Genomic DNA, 23,319 nt, shown 5'->3' with positions numbered 1-23,319 from the left:
ACCATGCTCTTCTGGCCGGTGCCCAGGAGGCCCACGTTCGAGATGTGGAACCCGTCCACGTCCTTGGCGGGCGAGATCGCGTTGATCACCGCGTCCGAGTTCATGTGGTCCGGCAGCGGCAGCTGCACGAGGATGCCATGCACCGCCGGATCGGCGTTCAGCCGCTCCACCAGCGCCAGAAGGTCGGCCTCGGAGGTCTCGGCGGGCAGCTTGTGCTCGAAGCTCTGCATCCCGGCCTCGAGGGTCTGCCTGCCTTTGTTGCGGACGTAGACCTGGCTCGCCGGGTCCTCGCCCACGAGCACCACCGCCAGACCCGGCGTGATGCCGTGGTCCGCCTTCAGCCGCGCCACATGCGCTGCCACTTGCTCGCGCACGGTCGCGGCAAAAACCTTGCCGTCGATGATGGTTGCAGACATATCAGTCCTCCAGTCGGCGGGCGGCTTGCGACAGGGCGTGCCACAGCGATCCCGCGAGGCTGCGCATTCCGATCACCGCCAGCCGGGTCTCGGACCGGCGCAGTACGAACACGCTCATGTGCTCGAGCCCCGTGCGGACGCAGCAGCCGGGCCCGAGCGTTCTCGGGTCGATGTTCACCAGCCGCGCCAGCAACGCCTCGAGCGGGGCGCCAGTGTCCGAGGCGATCTCGAAGGCGACCCAGCCGTCGGTCTGCTCGGTCACCGCGCAGCCCGGCGCCTGACCCTGCAGCGCGGCGGCGAAATCGGTCTCGGCAAGACCCTCGGCCTCGATCATCCATTGACCGCGCCCGGTCCAGAAGGCCCCGTGCGGCCCCGAGGTTACCGCGCGGGCCACCTCGGGCAGCGCGAGGCCGAAGGGCGCGGGCGCCGCCTGCCCCTTGCGCAGCGCCAGCGAGGCGAGCGCGAGACCGGCGTTTTCCGACAGGGTGAGCGCGCCGAAGCGCGCGTTGCGCGGGGCGCTGTCGCCTAGCGCGGTGACGGGGAAAAGGTCAGTCACGGAGACGTCCTCCTTCGGGATCCACGAAATGCGCCGACACGACCTCGGCGCGCAGTTCGCGGCCTTCGAGCGGGTTGGCGGCGATGACGATCTCGCCCTGCCGGCTGTCGCCGTCCTCGAGATAGGCCAGCGCGATGTAGCTCTTCAGATGCGGCGACCAGCAGGAAGACGTGACCCAGCCCTGATCGGTCTGCATGGTTTGCGCCGCCCCTTCCGTGAAGAGATGCGAGCCTGCCGCCACCTGCTCCTGCGGGGTGACGGATTTCAGCCCGACGAGACGGCGGCGGTCGGCGGCGAGCCCCTCGCGGCGCGACATCACCGCGCCGATGCTGTCCTTCTTGGCCGACACCATCCGGCCCAGCCCCAGCATCTGCGCCGTGGTCTGGCCGTTGAGCTCGGCCCCGGCGGCGTGGCCCTTCTCGATGCGCAGGACGCCCAGCGTCTCGGTGCCGTAGGGCGTGACGCCCAGATCGGCGCCTTGCTTCATCAGGCGCTCCATCAGCGCATGACCGTAGCGGGCGGGCACGGCGATCTCGTAGGCGAGTTCTCCCGAGAACGAGATCCGGAAGAGCCGCGCGCGCAGCCCGCCGCAGATGGTGAGCGGAGCGCAGGCCATGAAGGGGAAGGCCTCGTTCGACAGGTCGAAATCGTCGACGATCCGGCCCAGCAGCTCGCGGGATTTCGGCCCTGCCACGGCGATCTGCGCCCAGGCGTCGGTGGTCGAGATCAGCTGCACGTCGAGCTCGGGCCAGAGGCACTGGCGCGCGAACTCCATGCGCTGGAAGACCAGCCCGGCGTTGGCGGTGGTGGTGGTGACCACGTAGTGATCCTCGGCCAGCCGCGCGCAGGTGCCGTCATCGTAGGCGTGACCGTCCTCGCGCAGCATCAGCCCGTAGCGCACCATGCCGACCTTCAGCGTGCCCATCATGTTGGCGTAAAGCCGGTTGAGGAACTCGCGCGCATCGGCGCCCTGCACATCGACCTTGCCGAGCGTGGTCACGTCGCAAAGCCCGACGCCCGCGCGCACCGCCAGCACCTCGCGGTCGACGCTCTGCCGCCAGTGGGTCTCGCCCTTCTGCGGGAAGTACTGGGCGCGCATCCACGGGCCGACCTCGACGAATTCCGCGCCCTGCGCCTCGGCCCAGCCATGGGTCGGGGTCAGGCGGTGGGGGCGGAAATGCGGGCCGCTGTCGCCGCCGCCCAGCACGCCCAGCGAGACGGGGGTATAGGGCGGGCGGAAGATCGTGGTGCCGGTCTCGGGGATCGAATTGCCCGTGAGCTCGGCCATCACCGCCAGCGCCGATACGTTCGAGGTCTTGCCCTGATCGGTCGCCATGCCAAGCGTGGTCCAGCGCTTGAGATGCTCGACCGGGCGCATGTTCTCCTGATGCGCCAGCTTGATGTCCTTGACGGTCACGTCGTTCTGGAAATCCACCCAGGCGCGTTTCTTGCCGGGCACGTGCCAGAAGGCCTCCTGCGCCGCGGGAGCGTCCAGCGCCTCGGGCAGCGCGATCTGCGGCGCGGTGAGCGCCAGCTCGGCCAGCGCAGCCTGTGCCGCGCGCGCACCGTCCGCCAGCGCCTGCGCGGTGCCGCCCTTGCCGGCGGCGGCGCCCGCGGGGATCAGCCCCTGCGGACCGCCCTGCCCCGGCACGAAGGCCAGCAGCGAGGCATCCCACTCGGGCCGCCCGCGGTGGTGCGAGGCGAGGTGCAGGTTCGGGTTCCAGCCGCCCGCCACACCCAGCGCGCCGACCTCGTGCCACGAGACCTTGCCGCCTTCGGTGATCTCGATCTGCGTGAGACCGAGACGGCCCTTGCTGCCGGTGACCTGCGCGCCGGAAAAGACACGGTAGTCGCCCAGGGCCCTGGCCCCGGCGCGGCTGTCGATCACGCCGAGCAGTTTCGCGCCCTTGGCCAGCAGGTCGCGCGCCGTGCGGTGCCCATCGTCGCCGTTGGTGAAGATCGCGACCGCGTCGCCCGCCTTGGCCACCGGAAGCGTCGCCCAGCGGTTGGCATAGGCGCGCAGCGCGCCCGCCAGCAGGATGCCGGGCCGGTCGTTGTCGGCGAAGGGAATGTGCCGCTCGGTCGCGCCCGCCGCCAGCACGGCGCGTTTCGCGGTGATCCGCCACAGCGTCTGGCGCACCTTGTCGCCAGGCACGGGCAGGTGGTCCGCCACCCGCTCGACCGCGCCGTAGATGCCGTGATCGAAGACGCCGAAGACCGTGGTGCGGGTCATGATCCGCACGTTGGACAGGCTGGCAAGCTCCGCCCGCACGCTCTCGACCCAGTCGCTGGCCGGGGCGCCGTCCAGAAGGTCGCTCTCCATCAGGAGCCGCCCGCCAAGGCGGAAATCCTCGTCCGCAAGCACCACCTGTGCGCCCGCACGCCCGGCGGTCAGCGCCGCCACCAGCCCCGCGGCACCGCCGCCGATGACCAGCAGGTCGCACTGCAGGAAGCCCCGGTCATAGGCGTCGGGGTCGGGCAGCATCGACAGCTCTCCGAGACCGGCCGCCTTGCGGATCGCGGGTTCGTAGAGCTTTTCCCAGAAGGCCTTGGGCCACATGAAGGTCTTGTAGTAGAACCCCGCCGCGAAGAACGGCGACAGCAGGTCGTTCAGCGCCAGCAGGTCGCGGTGAAGCGGGCCGACGTGGTTCTGCGAGCGGGCGCTGAGCCCGTCGTAGAGCTCGGCCACCGTGGCGCGGGTGTTGGGCTCGGCCCGCGCGCCATCGCGCAGCGAGACCAGCGCGTTGGGCTCTTCGCTGCCCGCCGCGAGGACCCCGCGCGGGCGGTGATACTTGAAGCTGCGGCCCATCAGCCTGACGCCGTTGGCAAGCAGCGCCGAAGCAAGCGTGTCGCCCTCGAAGCCCTTGTAGCCGGTGCCGTTGAAGGTGAAGTGCAGCGGCCGGGTGCGGTCGATCAGACCGCCGGTCAGACGGGTCATTGCGCGGCTCCCGCTTTCACGTCCGAGGCCAGCTCGGCGCCGAGGATCTCGTGGGTGAGGGTATTGCGTGTGACGACAAGCCACGAGCGGTCCCCCTGTTCGTGGTACCACAGCTCGCGGTGCACGCCCGCCGGGTTGTCGCGCAGGAAGACGTAGTCGCAGAACGCGGCCTCGGCACCGGGAGCGTCCGGGTCGGGGCGGTTCATCAGCGCGGCGTCGCCGAGGTAGGTGAACTCCTGCGCGTCGCGAAGGCCGAGAAGGGGATGAGGGATCAGCATGTCGTGGCCTCAGTGCAGGTTGGGTTGGGCGCCGACGCCCTTTTCATCGATGACGTAACCGCGGTTGAACCGGTCGAAGCGGAACGCGGTCGCGGTGTCGTGCGGCGTGTCGGTGGCCAGCAGGTGGGCAAAGGTGAGCCCCGCGGCGGGGGTCGCCTTGAAGCCGCCGTAGTTCCACGCGCCGTTGAAGTAGAGCCCGTCGATGTCGGTGCGGTCGATGATCGGGGAGCCGTCCATCGACATGTCGACCAGCCCGCCCCAGGCGCGCAGAAGGCGCGCACGCCCGATCATCGGCATCAGGGCCATGCCGCCTTCGAGCACGTCCTCGATCACCGGCAGGCCGCCGCGCTGCGCGTAGGAGTTGTAGCCGTCGATGTCGCCACCGAAGACCAGCCCGCCCTTGTCGGACTGGCTGATGTAGAAGTGCCCCGCGCCGAAGGTGATGACCCCCGGGACGACGGGCTTCAGCCCCTCCGAGACGAAGGCCTGCAGCGCGTGGCTCTCGATCGGGAGGCGGCGGTTCGCATAGGCCATCACCCGGCCCGAGCTGCCCGCGACCGAGACGCCGACCTTGCCCGCGCCGATGTACCCGCGCGAGGTCTCGACCCCGAGCATCTTGCCGTCCTCGATGCGGAAGCCGGTGACCTCGCAGTTCTGGATGATGTCGACGCCAAGCTTGTCGGCGCCGCGGGCATAGCCCCAGACCACGCCATCGTGGCGCGCGGTGCCTGCACGTTCCTGCATCAGCCCGCCCTTGATCGGGAAGCGCGCATTGTCGAAGTTGAGGAAGGGCACCATCTCGCGCAGCTCGCCCGGGCCCAGCAGCCGCGCCCCCGCGCCCGAGATCATCATGGCGTTGCCGCGCCGGCGATAGGCGTCGCGCTGGCCGTCCGAATGGAAAAGGTTGATGATCCCGCGCTGGCTGACCATCGAGTTGAAGTTGGTCTCCTGCTCGAGGTTCTCCCACAGCTGCATCGACAGCTCGTAGAACGGCTGGTTGCCCGGCAGCAGGTAGTTCGAGCGGATAATGGTGGTGTTGCGCCCGGCGTTGCCCGACCCGATCCAGCCCTTCTCGAGCACCGCCACGTTGCGCAGGTTGTAGCGCTTGGCGAGGTAGTAGGCCGTCGCGAGCCCGTGCCCGCCGCCGCCGACGATCACCACGTCATAGGCCGGTTTCGGGGTCGGGTTGCGCCACAGGGGACCCCATCCCCTGTAGCCGGTCAGCGCCTCTTTGACGACTTTGAAACCTGAGAATGTCATACGGGCCTCTCCTTCGGACCTCCTTGTTGTATCGGCGTTATTTGCAGTGATCCTCTTGAATAGGGACGTATTCTGTTGAGAATGGGACATGACTTCGATTTCCGGGACAGGGGGCGCGGATGCGTCGAATCGCCTTTCTTCTGGTCGACGGATACGCGCTGCTCTCGACCGCCGCGGCGCTGGAACCGCTGCGCGCCGCGAACCAGTTTTCACCCGACCTCGCCTATGACATCACGCTTCTGTCGAACACCGGAACGCGCGCCCTGTCCTCGGTCGGGGCGGCCTTCGAGACGCGGTATTTCCGCGACGCGGTGCCGCTCTTCGATCTCGTCTTCGTGGTGGCGGGGGGCGATCCGGCCCGGGTTTCGGACCCCGCACTCATGGCGTGGCTGCGGCAGGCGGATCGCAACGGCGTGGCGCTTGGCGGCATCTCGGGCGGGGCGGTGATCCTGGCGCGGGCGGGGCTGCTGCGCGACCGCCGCTTCACCGTGCACTGGCACCACTACGGCGATTTCGACGCCATGCCGGGGACGTGGCTGCTGGAGCGCAGGCTCTTCGTCATTGACCGTGACCGCTACACCTGCGCCGGGGGCTCGGCGCCGCTCGACATGATGCACGCGATCATTGCGCGGGACTTCGGCAACCGCTTCGCCGAGCGCATCTCGGACTGGTTCATTCAGACCGAGATCCGGGGCGCCGAGGCACCGCAAAGGGTCTCCATCGCCGCCCGTTACGGCGCGCTGCCTCTGGCGGTCGAGGGCGCGCTCGAGCTGATGGAGAGCCACATCGCCGACCCGCTCGACCAAGAGCAGATCGCGAGCCTGAGCGGGCTGTCGGTGCGCCAGCTCCAGCGCCAGTTTCGCGCCGCGCTGGGGCGCTCGGTGATGGAGGAATACCGCCGGCTGAGGCTGGAGACGGGGCGCGAGCTCATTGGTTCGACCCGGCTGCCGCTCTCGGAGATCGCGCAGATGACGGGCTTCTCGACGCCCTCGCATTTCTCCGACGCGTTCCGGCGTCTCTACGGCCACGAGCCGTCACGGCTGCGGCAGTCGGACACGCAAACGCCCCGGAGCTGATCCGGGGCGTTCTGGCTGATGGCTTGCAAGGCCCCGGATCGCGACCGGGACCAGAGGCGCGACACGCGCCCCGCAGGTCAGATGTCCAGCGTGTGCTGCTTTTCCCAGTTCGAGAAATGCGACACGAAGGAGTTCCATTCCTGGTGCTTCATCTTGATGTAGGACGCCGAGAAATCGTTGCCCAGCATGGCCTTGAGCTCGGGGTCCGCGTCATAGGCGCGGATGGCGTCGAGCATGTTCAAAGGCAGGCGCGGCGCGTCCTTCACGGTGTGACCCTCGGCATACATGTCGATGTCGTAGCGCTTGCCCGGGTCGGCCTTCGAGCGGATGCCAGAGAGACCCGCCGCGATGATCACCGCCTGCAGCAGGTAGGGGTTCACCGCGCCGTCCGGCAGGCGCAGCTCGAACCGGCCGGGGCCGGGAACGCGGACCATGTGGGTGCGGTTGTTGCCGGTCCAGGTCACGGTGTTCGGCGCCCAGGTCGCGCCCGACATGGTACGCGGCGCGTTGATGCGCTTGTAGCTGTTCACCGTGGGGTTGGTGATCGCCGCCAGCGCCTCGGCGTGCTTCATGATGCCGCCAAGGAAGTAGCCCCCCTGCTCGGAAAGCCCGACCTCGCCGATCTGGCCCCCGGCGTTGCCCGCAAAGGCGTTGGTCTTGCCGTCGAGATCCCAGACCGAGATATGGGCGTGGCAGCCGTTGCCGGTCAGGCCCTGGATCGGCTTGGGCATGAAGGTGGCGCGCAGCCCGTGCTTCTCGGCGATCGACTTGACCATGAACTTGAAGAAGCTGTGGCGGTCGGCGGTGACGAGGGCGTCGTCGAAATCCCAGTTCATCTCGAACTGGCCGTTGGCGTCCTCGTGGTCGTTCTGGTACGGGCCCCAGCCCAGCTCGAGCATGTAGTCGCAGATCTCGGCGACCACGTCGTAGCGGCGCATCACCGCCTGCTGGTCGTAGCACGGCTTTTCGGCGGTATCGAACGGGTCCGAGATCGCATCCCCCTCGGGGGTCAGCAGGAAGAACTCGGCCTCGATGCCGGTCTTGACCCGCAGCCCGGCCTCGGCGGCCTCGGCGATCAGCTTCTTGAGCACGTTGCGCGGGGCCTGCTCGACCGGTTCGCCTTCCATGATGCAGTCGGCGGGCACCCAGGCGACCTCGGGTTTCCACGGCAGCTGGATCACCGCGTTCTCGTCGGGCACCGCCAGCATGTCGGGGTGCGCCGGGGTCAGGTCGAGCCAGGTGGCGAAGCCGGCAAAGCCCGCCCCGTCCTCTTCCATGTCGGCGATGGCGGCGGCGGGCACCAGCTTGGCGCGCTGGCCCCCGAAAAGATCCGTGTAGGAGATCATGAAATACTTGACGCCGTTGTCCTCGGCGAATTTTGCGAGTTTGCTCATCTTTGTGTTCCCTGTTGCATGTCCCGATGGAGAGAGAGGGGCCGCGGGCCCCTCTCTCGATCCGGCTTAGAAGCCGGGCTTGCCGGGGTACCAGTTGGTCCCTGCAAGCGGCACCTGGGCCATGGCGGCGGCCTCCATGGTCAGTGCGCACAGATCCTCGGGTTCGAGATTGTGCACGTGGTTGTGCCCGCAGGCGCGTGCGATGGTCTGGCATTCCAGCGTCAGCACGCTGAGGTAGTTGCGCAGGCGACGGCCCGCAGCCACCGGATCGAGGCGCTGCATCAGCTCGGGATCCTGCGTGGTGATGCCCGCCGGATCGCGGCCCTCGTGCCAGTCGTCATAGGCGCCGGTGGTGGTGCCGAGCTTCTGGTACTCGGCTTCCCACCTGGGATCGTTGTCGCCGAGCGCAATCAGCGCCGCCGTGCCGATGGCCACCGCGTCGGCGCCGAGCGCCAGCGCCTTGGCCACGTCGGCCCCGGTGCGGATGCCGCCGGAGACCACGAGCTGCACCTCGCGGTGCATCCCCAGGTCCTGAAGCGCCTGCACGGCGGGGCGGATGCAGGCCAGCGTCGGCTGGCCCACGTGTTCGATGAACACGTCCTGCGTCGCGGCGGTGCCGCCCTGCATGCCGTCGAGGACGACAACGTCGGCCCCGGCCTTCACCGCCAGCGCGGTGTCGTAGTAGGGGCGCGCGCCGCCGATCTTGATGTAGATCGGCTTTTCCCAGTTGGTGATCTCGCGCAGTTCGAGGATCTTGATCTCGAGATCGTCGGGGCCGGTCCAGTCCGGGTGACGGCAGGCCGAGCGCTGGTCGATGCCCACCGGCAGGTCGCGCATCCCGGCGACGCGCTCGGTGATCTTCTGGCCGAGCAGCATGCCGCCGCCGCCGGGCTTGGCGCCCTGCCCCACCACGACCTCGATCGCATCGGCGCGGCGCAGGTCGTCGGGGTTCATGCCGTAGCGGCTGGGCAGGTACTGGTAGACCAGCTTCTCGGAGTGGCCGCGCTCTTCCTCGGTCATGCCGCCGTCACCGGTGGTGGTCGAGGTGCCGGCCATGGTGGCGCCGCGTCCCAGCGCTTCCTTGGCGTGGCCCGAAAGCGCGCCGAAGGACATGCCGGCGATGGTCACCGGGATCTTCAGCTCAATGGGCTTCTTCGCGAAGCGGGTGCCGAGGGTCACGCTGGTCTCGCATTTCTCGCGGTAGCCCTCGAGCGGGTAGCGCGACATCGAGGCGCCGAGGAACAGCAGGTCGTCGAAATGCGGCACCCGCCGCTTCGCCCCGCCACCGCGGATGTCGTAGATGCCCGTGGCCGCCGCCCGGCGGATCTCGGAGTTGATCGAGTTCGAAAACGTCCAGCTCTGGCGCGGCTCGGTTTGCGGTGTCTTGTCCATGTCGCGGCCCTCAGTAAGCGTCAGCGTGGTCGATGTTGAAGTTGTAGAGCTTGCGGGCCGAGCCGTAGCGCTTGAATTCCTCGGGCTTGGCGTCGGCACCGGCCTTCTCGAGCAGCGCCTTCAGCGTCTCGATGTGCTCGGGCCGCATCTCCTTCTCGATGCAGTCCGCACCCAGCGATTTCACCTCGCCGCGCACGAAGAGCCGGGCCTCGTAGAGGCTGTCCCCCAGCGCGTCGCCGGCATTGCCCAGCACCACGAGGTTGCCCTTCTGCGCCATGAAGGCGGACATGTGGCCGATGTTGCCGTGCACGACGATGTCGATGCCCTTCATCGAGATGCCGCAGCGGCTCGACGCGTTGCCCTTGATGTTGAGCAGCCCGCCGTGGCCGGTGGCGCCCGCGTATTGCGAGGCGTCGCCCTCGATGGTGACGGTGCCCGACATCATGTTCTCGGCCACGCCCGGGCCGGCCGAGCCTTCGACCGTGACGGTGGCTTCCTTGTTCATGCCCGCGCAATAATAGCCGGTCGAGCCCTTGATTGTGACGCTCAGCGGGCCGTCGAGGCCGCAGGCCATGGCGTGGCTGCCGCGCGGGTTGGTGATGACATAGGCGCCGTTGGCCTGCGCCTTGGCGGCGGCCTGCAGCGTGGTGTTGACCGTGCGCAGGTCCGTGGCGGTCATGTCGAGCACGGTCTTGTCCAGAGTGGTGGTCATGGCTCAGCGTTCCCAGAAGTAGACGGTGGCGGGTTCGGGTTCCCAGACACGGGCGGCCTCGATCCCCGGAAGGTCGGCGAAGGCGCGATATTCGCTGGCGAAGGCGACGTAATCGTCGGTCTCGGCCATCACCGCGGGCTTGCAGGCGATGGGGTCGCGCACCACGCCGAAGCCGTTCCTGGTGCCGGTCACGAAGGTGAAGAACCCGTCGAGATCGTCGATGGTGCCCTCCAGCGCCTCGCCCAGCGACGCGCCGTCGGCGATGCGCGACGAGATGTAGGCCGCGCCCACCTCGGTGTCGTTTTCCGAGCGGGTGAAGACGCCCTTCTTGGCAAGCTTGCGGCGCATCTGGTTGTGGTTCGACAGCGAGCCGTTGTGCACGAGGCACTGGTCCTCGGCGGTCGAGAACGGGTGCGCGCCCATGGTGGTCACGGCGCTTTCGGTCGCCATGCGGGTGTGGCCGATGCCGTGGCTGCCGCCCATGGAGCGGAGGTTGAAGCGCGCGGCCACGTCCCTGGGCAGGCCCACTTCCTTGTAGATCTCCATCGAGGCGCCCGAGCCCATGATGCGCAGCCCGCGGTCTTCCAGCGCGGCGATGGCGTCGGAGGCCTTGTCCTCGGGGACGATCAGCACCGCGTGGGTGTCGACGACGGTCGCGGTCACCGGCGCGCCGAGCGTCTCGGAGAGCGCCGCCTCGAGCCCGTCGAACTCGGTCTCCGGCGCCTTGGATTGCACGGTGATCTTGGTGCTGCCCTCGGCCGCATCGCCATAGATCGCGATCCCGGCGCTGTCCGGGCCGCGGTCGGTCATGGTGATGAGCATATCGGTCAGCATATCGCCCAGCTTCGGGCGCAGGTCATCCTTCTTCAGGAACAGCCCAACGATGCCACACATGGTGTCCTCCGCAATGAATAGATCCTTGGCGCGGGTGCGCCGCTGAAAACATCACTAAGGGGAAACCTATTTTCTCTTCAAGAAAGTTCTCGACCTCGGAGGGAGATTTCCGTCGTCAGTCGGAAATTGCCCGTTTGTTGATCGCATCGCCGGTAAGTCGGCCGATTTCGCTCAGAGTTTGAGCAGACCGAGCACTCTCAGGCCGCCTGCGGGTAGGTGATCACCGAGAGATACCGCAGCGGGAGCTCGAGAATGTCCTCCGGGCCATGCGGCGCGTCCGAATCGAAGAGCAGCGCGTCGCCGGGCTCCAGAAGATAGGTCTGGTCGCCGTGGCGATAGCTGACCCGGCCCTCGAGGATGTAGAGGAACTCGATGCCCTCGTGCTGGAAGGTGGGGAAGCGCTCCGACTCGTCGGTGAGCGTCAGCAGGTAGGGTTCCACCACCACGCCCGAGTTGTTCGAGCCGATATGGCCCAGCAGGTTGTACTGATGCCCGGCACGGGTGCCCGCGCGCTCGATCTCGGCCCCCTGCCCCGCTTTGACGTGCATCGCGCCGCGCGGCTCCTCGAAGCCCGAGAACAGCTGCACCAGCGGCACCCCAAGCGCGTTGGCCAGCGCCGACATGGTGTTGAGCGAGGGCGAGATCACCCCGTTCTCGATCTTCGACAGCATCCCCACCGACAGGCCGGTCTTGCCCGCCAGATCGCCGCCGGTCATCCGCTGGCGCTTGCGCAGCTCGCGCACCTGCCGGCCGATAGCCACCTCGAGGTTCTTCTCGCGCGGTTCGCCGACCGCATGGGGGTTCTGCGACAGCGCCGCGCTGCGCTTCTTGATGGGCAAGGTCTCAGTCCTCCGTATCCGACATGGCATGCGCCAGGTCCGGTTTCACGCGCTGGTGCCAGAGCTGCCCCGTAGCCCCCAGCTCTTCGATCAGCGTGGCGCCATGCGCCTCGAGCCAGTTCAGCACCGAGCCGAACTCCTGGATCTGCGCCTTGCCGTCGCGGATCGCCACCACCGGCCAGTCGCCGACCAGCGCGTTGTCGATGCCGTAGACCTCGGTGCCCCACCAGCGCGCCATGCCGAAGGTGTGCGGCATGCTGCGCCCGCGCTTGAGCGCGGCCAGCACCGTGGGCGTGGCGAGGCTGTCGGCCACCTCCACCGCGTCGTGCCAGCGGTCGAGGATCGCGGCGTATTCCCAGCTAACCGCCGTCCATTCGTCGGGGAAACGCTCGTTGAACGTGTCGAAGAAGGTCTTGGGACGGCGGAAGAAGAACTCCGCCCGCTCCAGCGCCGGATCGTCGAAATCCGGAAACTGGAAGGTGAAGCGCTCCATGAAGGCGGAGGAGGTCTGCGCGATCAGGCGGTCGTAGTGATCGCAGGTGCAGGCGAGTATCTCCCCCCGAAAGCCCGCCTTGTAGGCAGCGACCGTCAGCGCCTCGATCATCGGCGGCGCCGAGGAGCACCAGCAGAGCACATCCGGCTCTGCCGCCAGCATCTGCTGCAGGATGGCCTCGGCGTCGCCGGTCTCGGCATCATACTGGACCTCTTCCACGATCTCGCGCCCCGCCACCCGGCAGGCGGCGCGGTAGGTGGCGAGCGAGGGCAGCCCCATCTCGTCCGCCTGCGAGCAGAGCGCCACGCGGCGCGCCTCGGGCTTGTGCCGCGCCAGCCATTCGACGCCGGTCACATTGAAGAAGGGATGCACCTCGGCGGGGGCGATCAGCGTGCGGTGATCCGGCGACAGGTCCGAGGGCAGCAGCGTCGCGGTCAGCACCCGCCGGTCCATCAGGTAGGCCAGCGCCAGCCCCATGTCGCGCCCGCCGAGCGTCAGCACCAGCCTCACCTTGCGGGTCTCGACCATCTGCCGCGCCGCCTCGAGCGTCGCCTCGGCGCCAAGCGCGCTGTCGACCTCGACCAGCTCCACCAGATGCCGGCGCCCGCCGACCATCATGCCGCCGTGCTCGTTGATCCAGTCGACCCAGATCCGGCACCCGTCGAGCCCCGGCCGCCCCCAGAACAGCTCTGCACCGGTCAGCGGCACCAGCGCGCCGATGCGGATGGGCGCGCGATCCTGCACGCTGAGTCGGGGCAGGCTTCCCGAAACGGCAAGGCGTTGGGCCAGTGACACGGCGCTCATGTGGTCCCCCGTCGCTTAAAATGAGGGCAAATCCGCGCATTTCCCCACGCCACGGATATTCCCCTAAAGAAAATTCGTTGACCAGCAGAAAACTTTTGGACCAAACCAGTAACAACCAAAAGAACCAATTTTAATTTTTGGTTCATACCATAAAGTGACACCAACGGGAGACCACCAATGACCAAACGAGTAGCCATCATCGGCGCCGGCCCCTCCGGCCTTGCCCAGTTGCGCGCCTTCCAGTCCGCCGCCGCCAAGGGCGCCGAGATCCCGGAAGTGGTCTGCTTCGAGAAGCAGTCGAACTGGGGCGGGCTGTGGAACTACACTTGGCGCACCGGCGTGGACGAGAACGGCGAGCCGGTGCATTGCTCGATGTATCGCTATCTGTGGTCCAACGGCCCCAAGGAGGGCCTGGAATTCGCCGACTATTCCTTCGAGGAACACTTCGGAAAGCAGATTGCCTCCTACCCGCCGCGCGCCGTGCTCTTCGACTATATCGAGGGCCGCGTGCTCAAGGCCGACGTCCGCAAGTGGATCCGCTTCTCCTCGGTCATCCGCTGGGTGGAATACGACACCGAGACGGGCGACTTCGAGGTCACCGTACACGACATGACCGAAGACCGCGTCTACAAGGAGCGCTTCGACCACGTGATCTGCGCCTCGGGGCACTTCTCCTCGCCCAACGTGCCGGAATACCCCGGTTTCGACCAGTTCAACGGCCGCATCGTGCATGCGCATGATTTCCGCGACGCCCGCGAATTCGCCGGCAAGGACGTGCTGGTGGTGGGCGCGTCCTACTCCGCCGAGGACATCGGGTCGCAGTGCTGGAAATACGGCGCCAACTCGATCACCAGCTGCTACCGCTCGGCGCCCATGGGCTTCAACTGGCCGGAAAACTGGGAAGAAAAACCCGCGATGGAGCGCGTCGAAGGCAAGACCGTCCACTTCAGCGACGGCAGCAGCAAGGACGTCGACGCGATCATCCTCTGCACCGGCTACAAGCACTACTTCCCGTTCCTGCCGGACGACCTGCGCCTGAAGACCGCGAACCGGCTGGCGACCACGGATCTCTACAAGGGCGTGGTTTACGTCCACAATCCCAAGATGTTCTACCTCGGGATGCAGGACCAGTGGTTCACTTTCAACATGTTCGACGCCCAGGCCTGGTATGTCCGCGACATCATCATGGACCGCATCGCGGTGCCCGAGGACAAGGCCGTGCTGGAAGCCGACGTCAAGGAACGGGAAGTCCGGGAAGAGGTCTCGGACGATGTGAAATACGCCATCGAGTACCAGGCGGATTACATCAAGGAGCTGATCGCCGACACCGACTACCCGAGCTTCGACGTCGACGGCGCCACCGAGGCCTTCATGCAGTGGAAGAAACACAAGGCGAAGGACATCATGGCCTTCCGCAACAATTGCTATGAATCGGTGATCACCGGCACCATGGCGCCCGTCCACCACACGCCGTGGAAGGACGCGCTCGACGACAGCATGGAAGCCTATCTTCGCAACTGAAGACGGACGTCCACCCCTTCCCCTGGTCCGGGGGACCGCGTTTGCCCCCGGATTTTTTCTTCGATGGAGACCGACCTTGCTCGACAGAATCGGCCACCCCTTCCGCCCCGGTGCCCCGAGCCCCTCTCGGCCCCGGCGCGCTGCGGCCTACACCCTCGCCCCGCGCGAGGAACGCCACACCGTCCCCGGCGGCGGGGCGCTGCTGGTCGAGCTGAGGCAAGGCGACCGGGTCTCCGTCACCAACACCGAGGGCGGCCAGCCCTGCGACCTGCTGGCCGCCCATCCCGACGGGCGCGTGGACGCAGGCCTGCTGGGCCTGAGCGCCGACGCCCCGGGCGATGGCCTCCGGTCCGTGCTCGAGAGCGGCGCGCCGGGGGTCGACCGGCTGCGGCGGGGCCTGGCGCGACGCGGCATCGACGCCGGCGCCCGGACCGTGGGGCTCTTCTCGGATGTCAGCCCCGCGGGTGACCGCGCCGAGGCCACGGCGCAGGCGCCCGGCTGGCTGGTCATCGCCGCCCCGGCGCCGGCCCCCGATTTCGAGGCGCAGGCCACCGCGACGCCCCTGACCGTCACCCTCACCCGCGCCGAGGCGCGCAAGGCCGGGCAATTCGCCCTGCCCGATCCGCTCGCCGATCCGGTGCTCGACCTGCGCGTCGCCTCGGCCACCGCCCGCGCCTATCGCGTCGCCAAGGGCGAGTTCATCCAGATCATGGACGTGGACGGGCGCCAGTGTACCGACTTCCAGTGCTTCGACGCCCGCAAGGTCGATCGTGGCATCTTCCACCCGCTCGACGTCACCACCACCCGCACGATCCAGGGCCACGACTACCCGATGCCCGGGCTGCACGGGAAATACTTCGATCATGACCTCACCCCGCTGGTCGAGGTCGTGCAGGACACCTGCGGCCGCCATGACGCCTTCGCGCTGGCCTGCAACGCCAAGTATTACGACGACATCGGCTATCCCGGCCACGCCAACTGCTCGGACAATTTCAATGGCCAGCTCGCCGCGTACGGCATCCCCGGCCGTCCCGGCTGGATGGCGGCCAACTTCTTCTTCAACACTGCCATCGACGCCCACGGACTCATGGTCGCGGACGAACCCTGGTCGCGGCCCGGCGACTACGTGCTGCTGCGCGCGCTCACCGATCTGGTCTGCGTCTCCTCGGCCTGCCCGGACGACACCTCTGCCGCCAACGGCTGGCACCTCACCGACATTCATGTGCGCACCTATGGCGCGGCCGAGCGCTTTTCCCGCGCCACCGCCTGGCGCCCGACCCCCGACGAGGATCCGATCATGACCCGCGAAAGCGCCTTCCACGACAGTTTCGCCGCGATGACCCGCGACTTCGCCGATTACAACGGCTTCTGGCTGCCCGACACCTTCCCCGAATGCGACCGGGTGGAAAGCTACCGGGCCTGCCGCGAGGGCGTGGTGGTGATGGATCTCTCGGCACTGCGCAAGTTCGAGATCACCGGCCCCGACGCCGAGGCGCTGCTGAACTGGGTGCTGACCCGCAACGTCGAGACGCTGGGCATCGGACAGGTGGTCTATTCGGCGATGTGCTACCCGCACGGCGGCATGATCGACGACGGCACGCTGTTCCGGCTGGGCGAGCAGAATTTCCGCTGGATCGGCGGCACCGACGCGGGTGGCGCGTGGATGCGGGAAGAGGCGGCGCGGCTGGGGCTCGAGGTGATGATCCGCTCCTCCACCGACCAGATGCACAACCTCGCGGTGCAGGGGCCGAAATCGCGCGCGCTGATCTCGGCGCTGTTCTGGACCGCGCCGCACCGGCCGCAGCTTGACGAGATGGGCTGGTTCCGCTTCACCCCCGCCCGGCTCGGCGGGCCCGAGGGCGTGCCGGTGGTGATCTCGCGCACCGGCTACACCGGCGAGCTCGGCTACGAGGTCTTCTGCCACCCCAAGGACGGCGCCGAGGTCTTCGCCGCGATCTGGGAGGCGGGCCAGCCGCTGGGGATGAAGCCCATGGGGCTCGCGGCGCTCGACCTGGTACGGATCGAGGCGGGGCTGGTCTTCGCGGGCTACGATTTCTCGGACCAGACCGACCCCTTCGAGGCGGGCATCGGCTTCACCGTGCCGCTGAAGTCCAAGACCGCGGATTTCGTCGGCCGAGACGCCCTTCTGCGCCGCAAGGAGCATCCCGCCCGCAAGTTCGTCGGTCTCGAGATCGAGGGCCAGAACGCCGTGGCCCACGGCGACTGCATCCGCATCGGCCGCGCGCAGGTGGGCGAGATCTGCTCCGCCATGCGCTCGCCCCGCACCGGGCAATGGATCGCGCTGGCGAGGATCGACGTCGCCCATGCCGATGTCGGCACCGAGGTCGAGGTCGGCCAGCTCGACGGCCACCTCAAGCGCTACCCCGCCAAGGTTGCGAGCTTCCCCCACTACGACCCCCAGAAGACACGCCCCCGGAGCTGAGGGCGACGGGGTCAGTCTCGCCGCGCGCCCGGGCGAAGTCGCCATCCTCTGGTACCACGCGCAGTCCGGTCAGCGAGGTTTCCACGCCCGTGGGCCAACACCCGCGATCATCGACATCCATGGGCGCGACGAGGCAATTGCAAATAAGCCCTTATTTTCCGTAATATCACATCGCCTCACCCGCGGTTGAACGCGAATGCTCCTGCCGTGTGGGCTGATCGGAAGTGCCCCGATTCGACCAGTCCCCGGACATGTCCATGCGCCGCAAGGCAGGCGTCCGGAAGGCGATTCAGCCGTTGGGCCAAGTCATGCATGCGCACCCGAGAGGCCCGCGCAATTAACTGCGACATGCAAGGATTGCAAACGCACCCAATGCACTTTCGTCCCGGAACCGTGGTCGCGCGCCCGTGTTCAGCCAGCAGACCTGCGAAACATCCCCGACGCCCGAAGAGCTCAGGAGTTGCGTATGACTGTGGCCAATCGACAATCGATATCGCCCGCGCCCACGGGGCCGGAGGAACCTCTGGCGCAGGCTTGCCCAGCCGACAGCACGCCGATCGGTCATTCGCCGGATGCGGCAGCCACATTATGCGGGCTCGCGGAGACGATCTCGGGTGACGGCGTCGGCAGCGAAGCGCTCGCGCGGGCGTTGCGGGATGCGGCGGAACGGGACCTGTCGCTTGGGCGGCTGCTCGAAGGACACGCCAACGCGCTCCAGCTCATACGCCACTACGCCGATCCACAGGTCGCATCGCAAAGACTGGCGGACGCCGCCGGCGGAGGGTTGTTCGGGGTCTGGGGCGCGGACGTGCCCGCCCGGCCGGTCTCTGCGACGCCGGAAGGACGGCTTTCGGGCGCCAAGCGCTTCGCCTCGGGGCTCGGCCTTGTCGACAAGGCCATCGTCACCGCCGGGCGCGGACCGGAACTGCAGCTTTTCCTAATCGACGCGTCGGACCCTGCCCGCCATGACCACGACAGCTGGGACATGGCGGGGATGCAGGCGTCCTGCTCCGGCACCTTCGACTGCGACGGGCTCGCCGCCGAGCCCATCGGAGGCCCCGGCGTCTACACTGTCGAGCCCTTTTTCGTCGGGGGCACCTGGCGCATCGCTGCCGTCACACTCGGCGGCATCGTCGGGCTGATCCAGCACGCGGGCCGGGTGCTGCGCGAGCGGGGACAGCAGGACGCGGAAGCCCACCTGATGCGGCTTGCCCCGATCTCCGTCCGGGCGGTCGCCGCGTGGCCGGCCATCCTGCGGGCCGCGCGGTTCGCCTCCGGTCCGGATGGCCATGCCGCGCCCGAGGAGGCAGCCGTCCTGTCGGTGTCCTGCCGGTTGCTCACCGAAGAGCTCGGGCAGGACGCCATCGCCGCCGTCGAGCGCTCGGTCGGCCTGTCGATGTTCACGACCGACGACCCGACCGGCCAGCATGCGCGAGACCTCGCCTGCTACATGCGACAGGCGACCCGCGACGCGTTCCTGCTGCGCGCGGGGCAGGCCTACCTTGGATCCGGGAAACCGCTCAGGGAGTGGCTCGACGATGACCTGTGAGCACCGCTCCCTCGCGCTCGATACGGTGCTTGCGATCCTGACCGGGCATCGCCCGATCGTCGTGCTGGCACCGCACCCGGACGATGAGGCCCTGGGCTGCGGGGGCCTGCTTGCACATGCCTTCGCCACCCACGGGGCCCACGTCGTGCTCATGACCGATGGCACGCAGTCGCATCCCGGATCCACCGCCTGGCCTGCCGAGGCCCGCGCCTCCCTGCGTGCGGCGGAACTCGAGGCATCGGTCAGGGAACTCGGCGGCTCGCCCGCGGACATCACCCGCCTCGGGCTGCCTGACGCCGGCATGACCTCTTCCGACACCGGCATTCCCGCGCTTGCCCGGCAGCTGTCATCCCTGCTGTCGCGGCTCGGGGCCCGGTGCCTCTTCGCGACCGCGCCGACGGACCCGCACTGCGACCATCAAGCGACCGCCGAGATCGCACGGCAGGCCGCGCGGCTGTCCGGCGCCCGACTCTTCTTTTATCCCATCTGGTCGCGGTGGGCGGACAGCGATTTCCGGTCCGGCCTCCCGCAGACGCGGGAGGTTCGCCTCGACACCAGGGACGTGCGCCTCATCAAGGCGCGGGCGATTGCCGCACACCAGAGCCAGTTTGGCGACATCATCTGCGACGACCCGGAAGGCTTCACGCTCGATCCCCCCTTTGTCCGGCTCTTCCTCCACGGCGACGAGCTGTTCTTCGAGGAGCACCCGGAATGAGCGGCGTGGCACCGGATCACCTGGCGGCTCTTTACGCCGAGAGCGACGATCCCTGGGATTTTCGCCAAAGCCCCTACGAGCAGGAGAAATTCCGCGCCACCTGCGCCGCCCTGCCAAGGCCGAGATACCGCTCCGTCCTCGAGCTTGGATGCGGCAACGGCGAACTCGCCCGGCACATCGCGACGCGCTGCGAAAGCTATACGGGCGTCGATGCCGTCGAGACCGCGCTCGACGCCGCCCGGCGGGCCGTCCCGCAGGGTCGCTTCGTCCGGGCCTACCTTCCCGCGCCCTTGCCGGGCGGCGATCACGACCTGATCCTGTTGTCGGAGATCCTCTATTTCCTGGACGCGCCGGGGATTCGCGACCTCGCGGAACAGATCGACCGACGCTGGCCCGAAGCCGACCTGATCTGCGTCAGCTGGCTGGGGCCAAGCGGCAATTCGCTTCAGGGGCACGAGGCCCTGGACCTCTACCGTGATGCCACGCCGCGGGCGTTCCGCTGCCTGCGGCCGGGGCCCGACTACCGCATCGACATCGCGGAGGCGGCGCGATGACGGGGATCCGCGTCCAGACCGTGCGGCCGGACGACTTCGCCAAGGTCACGTCCGTCGTCGTCGTGCCCGCGCGCAACGAAGAGAACTTCATTGCGGCCTGCCTCTCAGGTCTCTTCGCGCAGTCCGGCACGGCGCCCGCCGGGATCGTCCTGGCCGTCAACAACACCAGCGATGACACGGCGGACGTCGCTCTGTCTCTGGCACGCAGGGCCGATTGGCCGATGATCGTCGCCGAAGCTCGCTACGCCCGCGGCGGCGTCGGCCGCGCGCGCCGTCTCGGACATGCCATCGCCCTCCAGGCCGCACCGCGCGCCGGCATTCTTCTCTCCACCGATGCCGATTGCCTGCCCCACCCGGACTGGCAGGCCGAAATGGAATCCGCTCTGCACGACGCGCCCGCGGTCCTCGGGCGCATCGAGGTCTCCGAGCAGGAGCTGGCCTCTTTCCCGAGCCTCTTCCTGCTCCGCCAGCGCGAGGAATCCGCCTTCGCGACGCTCGCGATGGAGTTCGAGCAGCTGATGGACCCGGTGGGCCCCGGGGGCATCGGGCTCAACACCGCGGGAGGTGCCAACCTCGGCTTCCAGAGAGGCGCCTATCTCTCGGTCGGCGGCTACCGTTCCATCCCCTCCGGCGAGGACAGGGACATCATCCAGCGGGTCCGTGCGGCCGGGCTTCGCCCCATCCGTGCCGAAACCGCGGTGGTCTGCGCCTCGATGCGGACCGACGGCCGCGCGCCCGGCGGCATGGCGGAGCAGATCATCGCACGCTCCGCCATGGCCGACTGCAGCGTCGACAGCGCGTTGCTGCCCTTCGACGCCATGGTGTCGAACCATCTCGGACGACCCATCGCGACGCCCCGCCTGACCCTCTCGAGGGCGCGCACCGATCTGCCCACGCTCGAGCGTTGCGTTGAAACCCTTCGGGCGCTTCCCGGCGTCGACGCCCGGCGGCGCCATCTGGCGGGACTGCTGCCTGACGATCCCCGGAAACGCAGCGACTGACTTTGCTCCGGCGGGGCGAAGGCCGTCGAGGACCCGGGGCGCTGGCTGCGGATCAGGGTCTGACTGGCGAGGCCGGGCAGCCCGCTAGTGGTTCCTTTGGCAGCCCGATGGTCCGCAGCTCGGTGCAAGGGTTCGTTCGCCCGGGTCTGCTCCATCAAGATTGGAGCAGACCCCAAATCACGGTGCGGACTTTCGCGCTGCGACGGTCAGCGCGGGAAATCTCCGGGAAGCGAGGCCGGATCTGCGGGCCCAGTGTCGCGTGGGCATGGCGCACGGCAACAACGGCCCCTGCCCCTCTCACACGCCACGCCACGCAAGCGCCCTGTCCCGTCAGGGAAAACTGTAGGACACCCCGAAGCTGACCAGTTCGTCTTCGAAGAAGCTCACGGTCGACCAGGTCCGGCTGTAGGCGGCCGTCAGCACGAGGTTGCCGTCGATGGCCAGCAGGCCGGTCACGCCGAGGCTGCGATCGCGCCGGGCGTCTCCCAGGAACATCGTCTCGGGCGAGTGCGAGAGCGACAGCCCGAGCCCGACCACCTGTCCGGCGACCGGCCAGCGGATCTCGCCCGCAGCGGTCAGCAAGGCGCCGGTCTCGTCCCCGGTCGGCGCGCCGTACTCGAGCGAAAGCCGTGTCGCGGACCCCGCCCAGACCGACTCGAGACCGATCTCCGCAAGGCTGCGATAGCGCTCGTCGATGCGCTGGCGGGTCAGCGACAGCCCAAGCTCGTGGCGGTTCGCCCCGCTCTCGAAGAGCGTGCTGACGCCGAGCCGCGCCTCGTCCCGCGTCACGTCCTGAAGCTCGCGCCGATCTTCGTAGTGGGTCAGGCAGAGGTCGAGGAACTGCCATTCCGTCACGTGGTTGCGGGAGCAGAGCGCAAGCCGCGCACGGGTCGTGCCCAGGTCGGGCTCCGGCGCGTAGAGCCCGCCCAACTGCGCCTGAAGCTGCAGATACCGCCCGCTGTCCCAGCCGTAGCGGAGAACACCGTCGTAGGTGGCGCCGACCGCGAAGCCGCCACGCGCCACGAGGTCGTCGCGCAGACGGAAGGTCAGGCCGCCAAACTCCAGCCGTTCGTTGGGCGAGCCGCCGTTCATGTTCGGCACGTAGCTGATCTGGGGATAAAGCGCCTGCTCGGCCACGAGCCTTTGCCAGCCGGTGTCTTCGAGGTAGAAGCCCTGCCGGCGCAGCAGCTGCTTGAGATCGAGCGCGGTGCCAAGATCCGGTCCGCCCGAAACCAGCCCGCGCGCCAGCGCGTAGGTCCGCAGCCTCTCGGAGGTCACCAGTTGCGTCAGGTCCCGCAACGACAGGTCCGTCGCCTGCGCCGCCACCACCTGCGGGGCGATGGCGAGGAGGCAGGACAGCAGCGCCGCGAGCCGGCGCCTAGTCGCCATAGTTGAGCTGGCTGCCCCAGAAGACGCCGTCAGCCCGCAGCCGGTCGCCATCGCTCCCCGCGGTGAAGAGCCCCGAGGTCGTCATGTTCTCGACGAGGCGCGACAGGCCTTCCTCGTCCCCGTTGAGGTTGCCGCGCAGCTGTCCCGTCGACGAGAGAAGCTGGCCGGTGTCGGCGGAGCGCGAGGTCATCTCGACGGCCCCGCCGAAGGCGCCGGTCAGCACGTTGAGAGACAGGTTCGAGGCCTGGATCGCGGTCTCGATCTCGGACCCTGCGGCGGGATCGTAGGGCGTCCGGATGTTGATCGTCACCGTCTCGCTGTCGAAATCGACGATCATGTTCTCAAGATCACCAACGCCGCGCTGCAGGCTTCCGCCATCGACGCTGGCATAGACCTCGGCCCCGCCCCGGAAATAGTACTGCCCCGAGGCAATGAGGTTGCCGTCCCGGTCGACGTTGTCGAACGGCGCCTGATCCGCGGTCAGTCGCAGGATGCGCTCGATCTTCTCGTCGTCGCCCGAGCCCGAGACCTCGGCGATGACCTCGATCGTCATGTTCTCGACAAAGCGCGCCTCGGTCTGGGCGATCAGGTTGCGATACCCGCTCGGGCTGTCCGGGTTGGCATCGTCGAACTGCCCGAGGATCGCGTTGTCCCCGGCGTCGGTGCCGGTTTGCAGCCGCACCCGGGAATAGCCGTTGTGATCGGTCGAGTAGGTCTCGAAGACCGGGGTGTCGATGTCCTTCCCGGCGGCCGGGGCGTTGCCTCCGGACGAACTGCCCCCACCGCCGCCACCGCCACAGGCGGCCAGGGTCAGGGTCAGGACAATGCCCGTGGCGCAAAGCCTGAGGGCAGACACGCGGGCTTTCGAGACCCCACACAAGGACAATGACGACACGCTTCGGTTCCTTCCCCATGACCAGTCTGAAGCCCCCCGGGCGGCCTCGTTCGTCAGGCCGCGGCAGTGGCTTCCGCAAGAATCGCTTACACCACCGATCCGGCATCTTCCATCCGCCGCGTTCTGGCCTGCCGTGGATCGACCGCCGGAGGGTCTTTGTGAGACCGAACGGTCACGCCGGAGCGCCCTGCCCCTTTTGA

General features: G+C 68.2%; 20 protein-coding genes. 7 read left to right on the top strand and 13 right to left on the bottom strand.

Features of this window, described 5'->3' with window-relative positions:
- The 5 genes from BLQ77_RS25280 to BLQ77_RS25260 form a co-directional block, all read right to left on the bottom strand.
- A partial coding sequence (locus BLQ77_RS25280) for a tetrahydrofolate dehydrogenase/cyclohydrolase catalytic domain-containing protein (RefSeq protein WP_278184729.1) occupies positions 1-416 on the bottom strand: 416 nt, incomplete at its 3' end.
- A gap of 1 nt (position 417) precedes the next feature.
- Positions 418-972, bottom strand: a complete 555-nt coding sequence (locus BLQ77_RS25275) for a sarcosine oxidase subunit gamma (RefSeq protein WP_089963836.1) — start codon at positions 970-972, stop codon at positions 418-420.
- Positions 965-3,910 (bottom strand): sarcosine oxidase subunit alpha family protein, encoded by a 2,946-nt coding sequence (locus BLQ77_RS25270; RefSeq protein WP_089963834.1) that lies wholly within the window; start codon positions 3,908-3,910, stop codon positions 965-967. The genes BLQ77_RS25275 and BLQ77_RS25270 overlap by 8 nt, the downstream gene beginning before the upstream one ends.
- Positions 3,907-4,188 carry a sarcosine oxidase subunit delta gene (locus BLQ77_RS25265; RefSeq protein ID WP_008887971.1) on the bottom strand — a complete coding sequence of 94 codons (282 nt, stop codon included), beginning with the start codon at positions 4,186-4,188 and terminating at the stop codon, positions 3,907-3,909. The genes BLQ77_RS25270 and BLQ77_RS25265 overlap by 4 nt, the downstream gene beginning before the upstream one ends.
- 9 nt (positions 4,189-4,197) lie before the next feature.
- Positions 4,198-5,448, bottom strand: coding sequence for a sarcosine oxidase subunit beta family protein (locus tag BLQ77_RS25260; protein WP_089963832.1), 1,251 nt, complete (start codon positions 5,446-5,448; stop codon positions 4,198-4,200).
- Positions 5,449-5,567: 119 nt separating this feature from the next.
- On the opposite strand from BLQ77_RS25260, the gene BLQ77_RS25255 reads away from it, so the two are divergent.
- Entirely contained in the window at positions 5,568-6,524 is a 957-nt protein-coding gene (locus tag BLQ77_RS25255) for a GlxA family transcriptional regulator (RefSeq protein ID WP_089963830.1), read from the top strand.
- 77 nt (positions 6,525-6,601) lie between these two features.
- Here the strand turns inward: BLQ77_RS25255 and glnT are convergent, their stop codons facing one another.
- From glnT to BLQ77_RS25225, 6 genes are all read right to left on the bottom strand, one after another.
- Positions 6,602-7,918 (bottom strand): type III glutamate--ammonia ligase, encoded by a 1,317-nt coding sequence (glnT, locus tag BLQ77_RS25250; RefSeq protein ID WP_008887907.1) that lies wholly within the window; start codon positions 7,916-7,918, stop codon positions 6,602-6,604.
- A gap of 66 nt (positions 7,919-7,984) precedes the next feature.
- Positions 7,985-9,310, bottom strand: coding sequence for an FMN-binding glutamate synthase family protein (locus tag BLQ77_RS25245; RefSeq protein WP_008887995.1), 1,326 nt, complete (start codon positions 9,308-9,310; stop codon positions 7,985-7,987).
- A gap of 10 nt (positions 9,311-9,320) precedes the next feature.
- Positions 9,321-10,022: a GltB/FmdC/FwdC-like GXGXG domain-containing protein gene (locus BLQ77_RS25240; RefSeq protein WP_008888004.1), complete on the bottom strand. Its 702-nt coding sequence runs from the start codon at positions 10,020-10,022 to the stop codon at positions 9,321-9,323.
- 3 nt (positions 10,023-10,025) lie between these two features.
- Positions 10,026-10,916, bottom strand: coding sequence for a class II glutamine amidotransferase (locus BLQ77_RS25235; RefSeq protein WP_089963828.1), 891 nt, complete (start codon positions 10,914-10,916; stop codon positions 10,026-10,028).
- Positions 10,917-11,113: 197 nt separating this feature from the next.
- Entirely contained in the window at positions 11,114-11,785 is a 672-nt protein-coding gene (locus BLQ77_RS25230) for an XRE family transcriptional regulator (protein ID WP_085954154.1), read from the bottom strand.
- A complete protein-coding gene (locus BLQ77_RS25225; RefSeq protein ID WP_008887954.1) occupies positions 11,760-13,052 on the bottom strand; it encodes an ABC transporter substrate-binding protein in 1,293 nt (430 codons plus the stop codon). The genes BLQ77_RS25230 and BLQ77_RS25225 overlap by 26 nt, the downstream gene beginning before the upstream one ends.
- Before the next feature lie 177 nt (positions 13,053-13,229).
- On the opposite strand from BLQ77_RS25225, the gene BLQ77_RS25220 reads away from it, so the two are divergent.
- From BLQ77_RS25220 to BLQ77_RS25195, 6 genes are all read left to right on the top strand, one after another.
- The gene (locus tag BLQ77_RS25220) at positions 13,230-14,573 is read left to right on the top strand and encodes a trimethylamine monooxygenase (RefSeq protein ID WP_089963826.1); all 1,344 of its coding nucleotides are present in this window, start codon (positions 13,230-13,232) and stop codon (positions 14,571-14,573) included.
- A 76-nt stretch (positions 14,574-14,649) separates the two neighbouring features.
- The gene (locus BLQ77_RS25215) at positions 14,650-17,016 is read left to right on the top strand and encodes a trimethylamine N-oxide demethylase (RefSeq protein WP_089963824.1); all 2,367 of its coding nucleotides are present in this window, start codon (positions 14,650-14,652) and stop codon (positions 17,014-17,016) included.
- Positions 17,017-17,482: 466 nt separating this feature from the next.
- On the top strand, positions 17,483-18,565 hold the full coding sequence (locus tag BLQ77_RS25210; RefSeq protein WP_242661864.1) for an acyl-CoA dehydrogenase family protein: 1,083 nt from the start codon (positions 17,483-17,485) through the stop codon (positions 18,563-18,565).
- Positions 18,555-19,280: a PIG-L deacetylase family protein gene (locus tag BLQ77_RS25205; RefSeq protein WP_089963822.1), complete on the top strand. Its 726-nt coding sequence runs from the start codon at positions 18,555-18,557 to the stop codon at positions 19,278-19,280. The genes BLQ77_RS25210 and BLQ77_RS25205 overlap by 11 nt, the downstream gene beginning before the upstream one ends.
- Positions 19,277-19,834, top strand: coding sequence for a methyltransferase domain-containing protein (locus tag BLQ77_RS25200; protein WP_089963820.1), 558 nt, complete (start codon positions 19,277-19,279; stop codon positions 19,832-19,834). The genes BLQ77_RS25205 and BLQ77_RS25200 overlap by 4 nt, the downstream gene beginning before the upstream one ends.
- Positions 19,831-20,835, top strand: a complete 1,005-nt coding sequence (locus BLQ77_RS25195) for a glycosyltransferase family 2 protein (RefSeq protein ID WP_089963818.1) — start codon at positions 19,831-19,833, stop codon at positions 20,833-20,835. The genes BLQ77_RS25200 and BLQ77_RS25195 overlap by 4 nt, the downstream gene beginning before the upstream one ends.
- A gap of 330 nt (positions 20,836-21,165) precedes the next feature.
- On the opposite strand, the gene BLQ77_RS25190 is transcribed toward BLQ77_RS25195, so the two are convergent.
- Positions 21,166-22,224, bottom strand: a complete 1,059-nt coding sequence (locus BLQ77_RS25190) for a hypothetical protein (RefSeq protein ID WP_089963816.1) — start codon at positions 22,222-22,224, stop codon at positions 21,166-21,168.
- Positions 22,214-23,080, bottom strand: a complete 867-nt coding sequence (locus tag BLQ77_RS25185) for a viral aspartic protease (protein ID WP_089963841.1) — start codon at positions 23,078-23,080, stop codon at positions 22,214-22,216. Before BLQ77_RS25185 ends, BLQ77_RS25190 begins: the two co-directional genes overlap by 11 nt.
- Positions 23,081-23,319 lie beyond the last annotated feature (239 nt).

This window comes from Salipiger thiooxidans, assembly GCF_900102075.1.
Taxonomy (GTDB): domain Bacteria; phylum Pseudomonadota; class Alphaproteobacteria; order Rhodobacterales; family Rhodobacteraceae; genus Salipiger; species Salipiger thiooxidans.
This window is presented reverse-complemented; position numbering and strand designations above follow the sequence as displayed.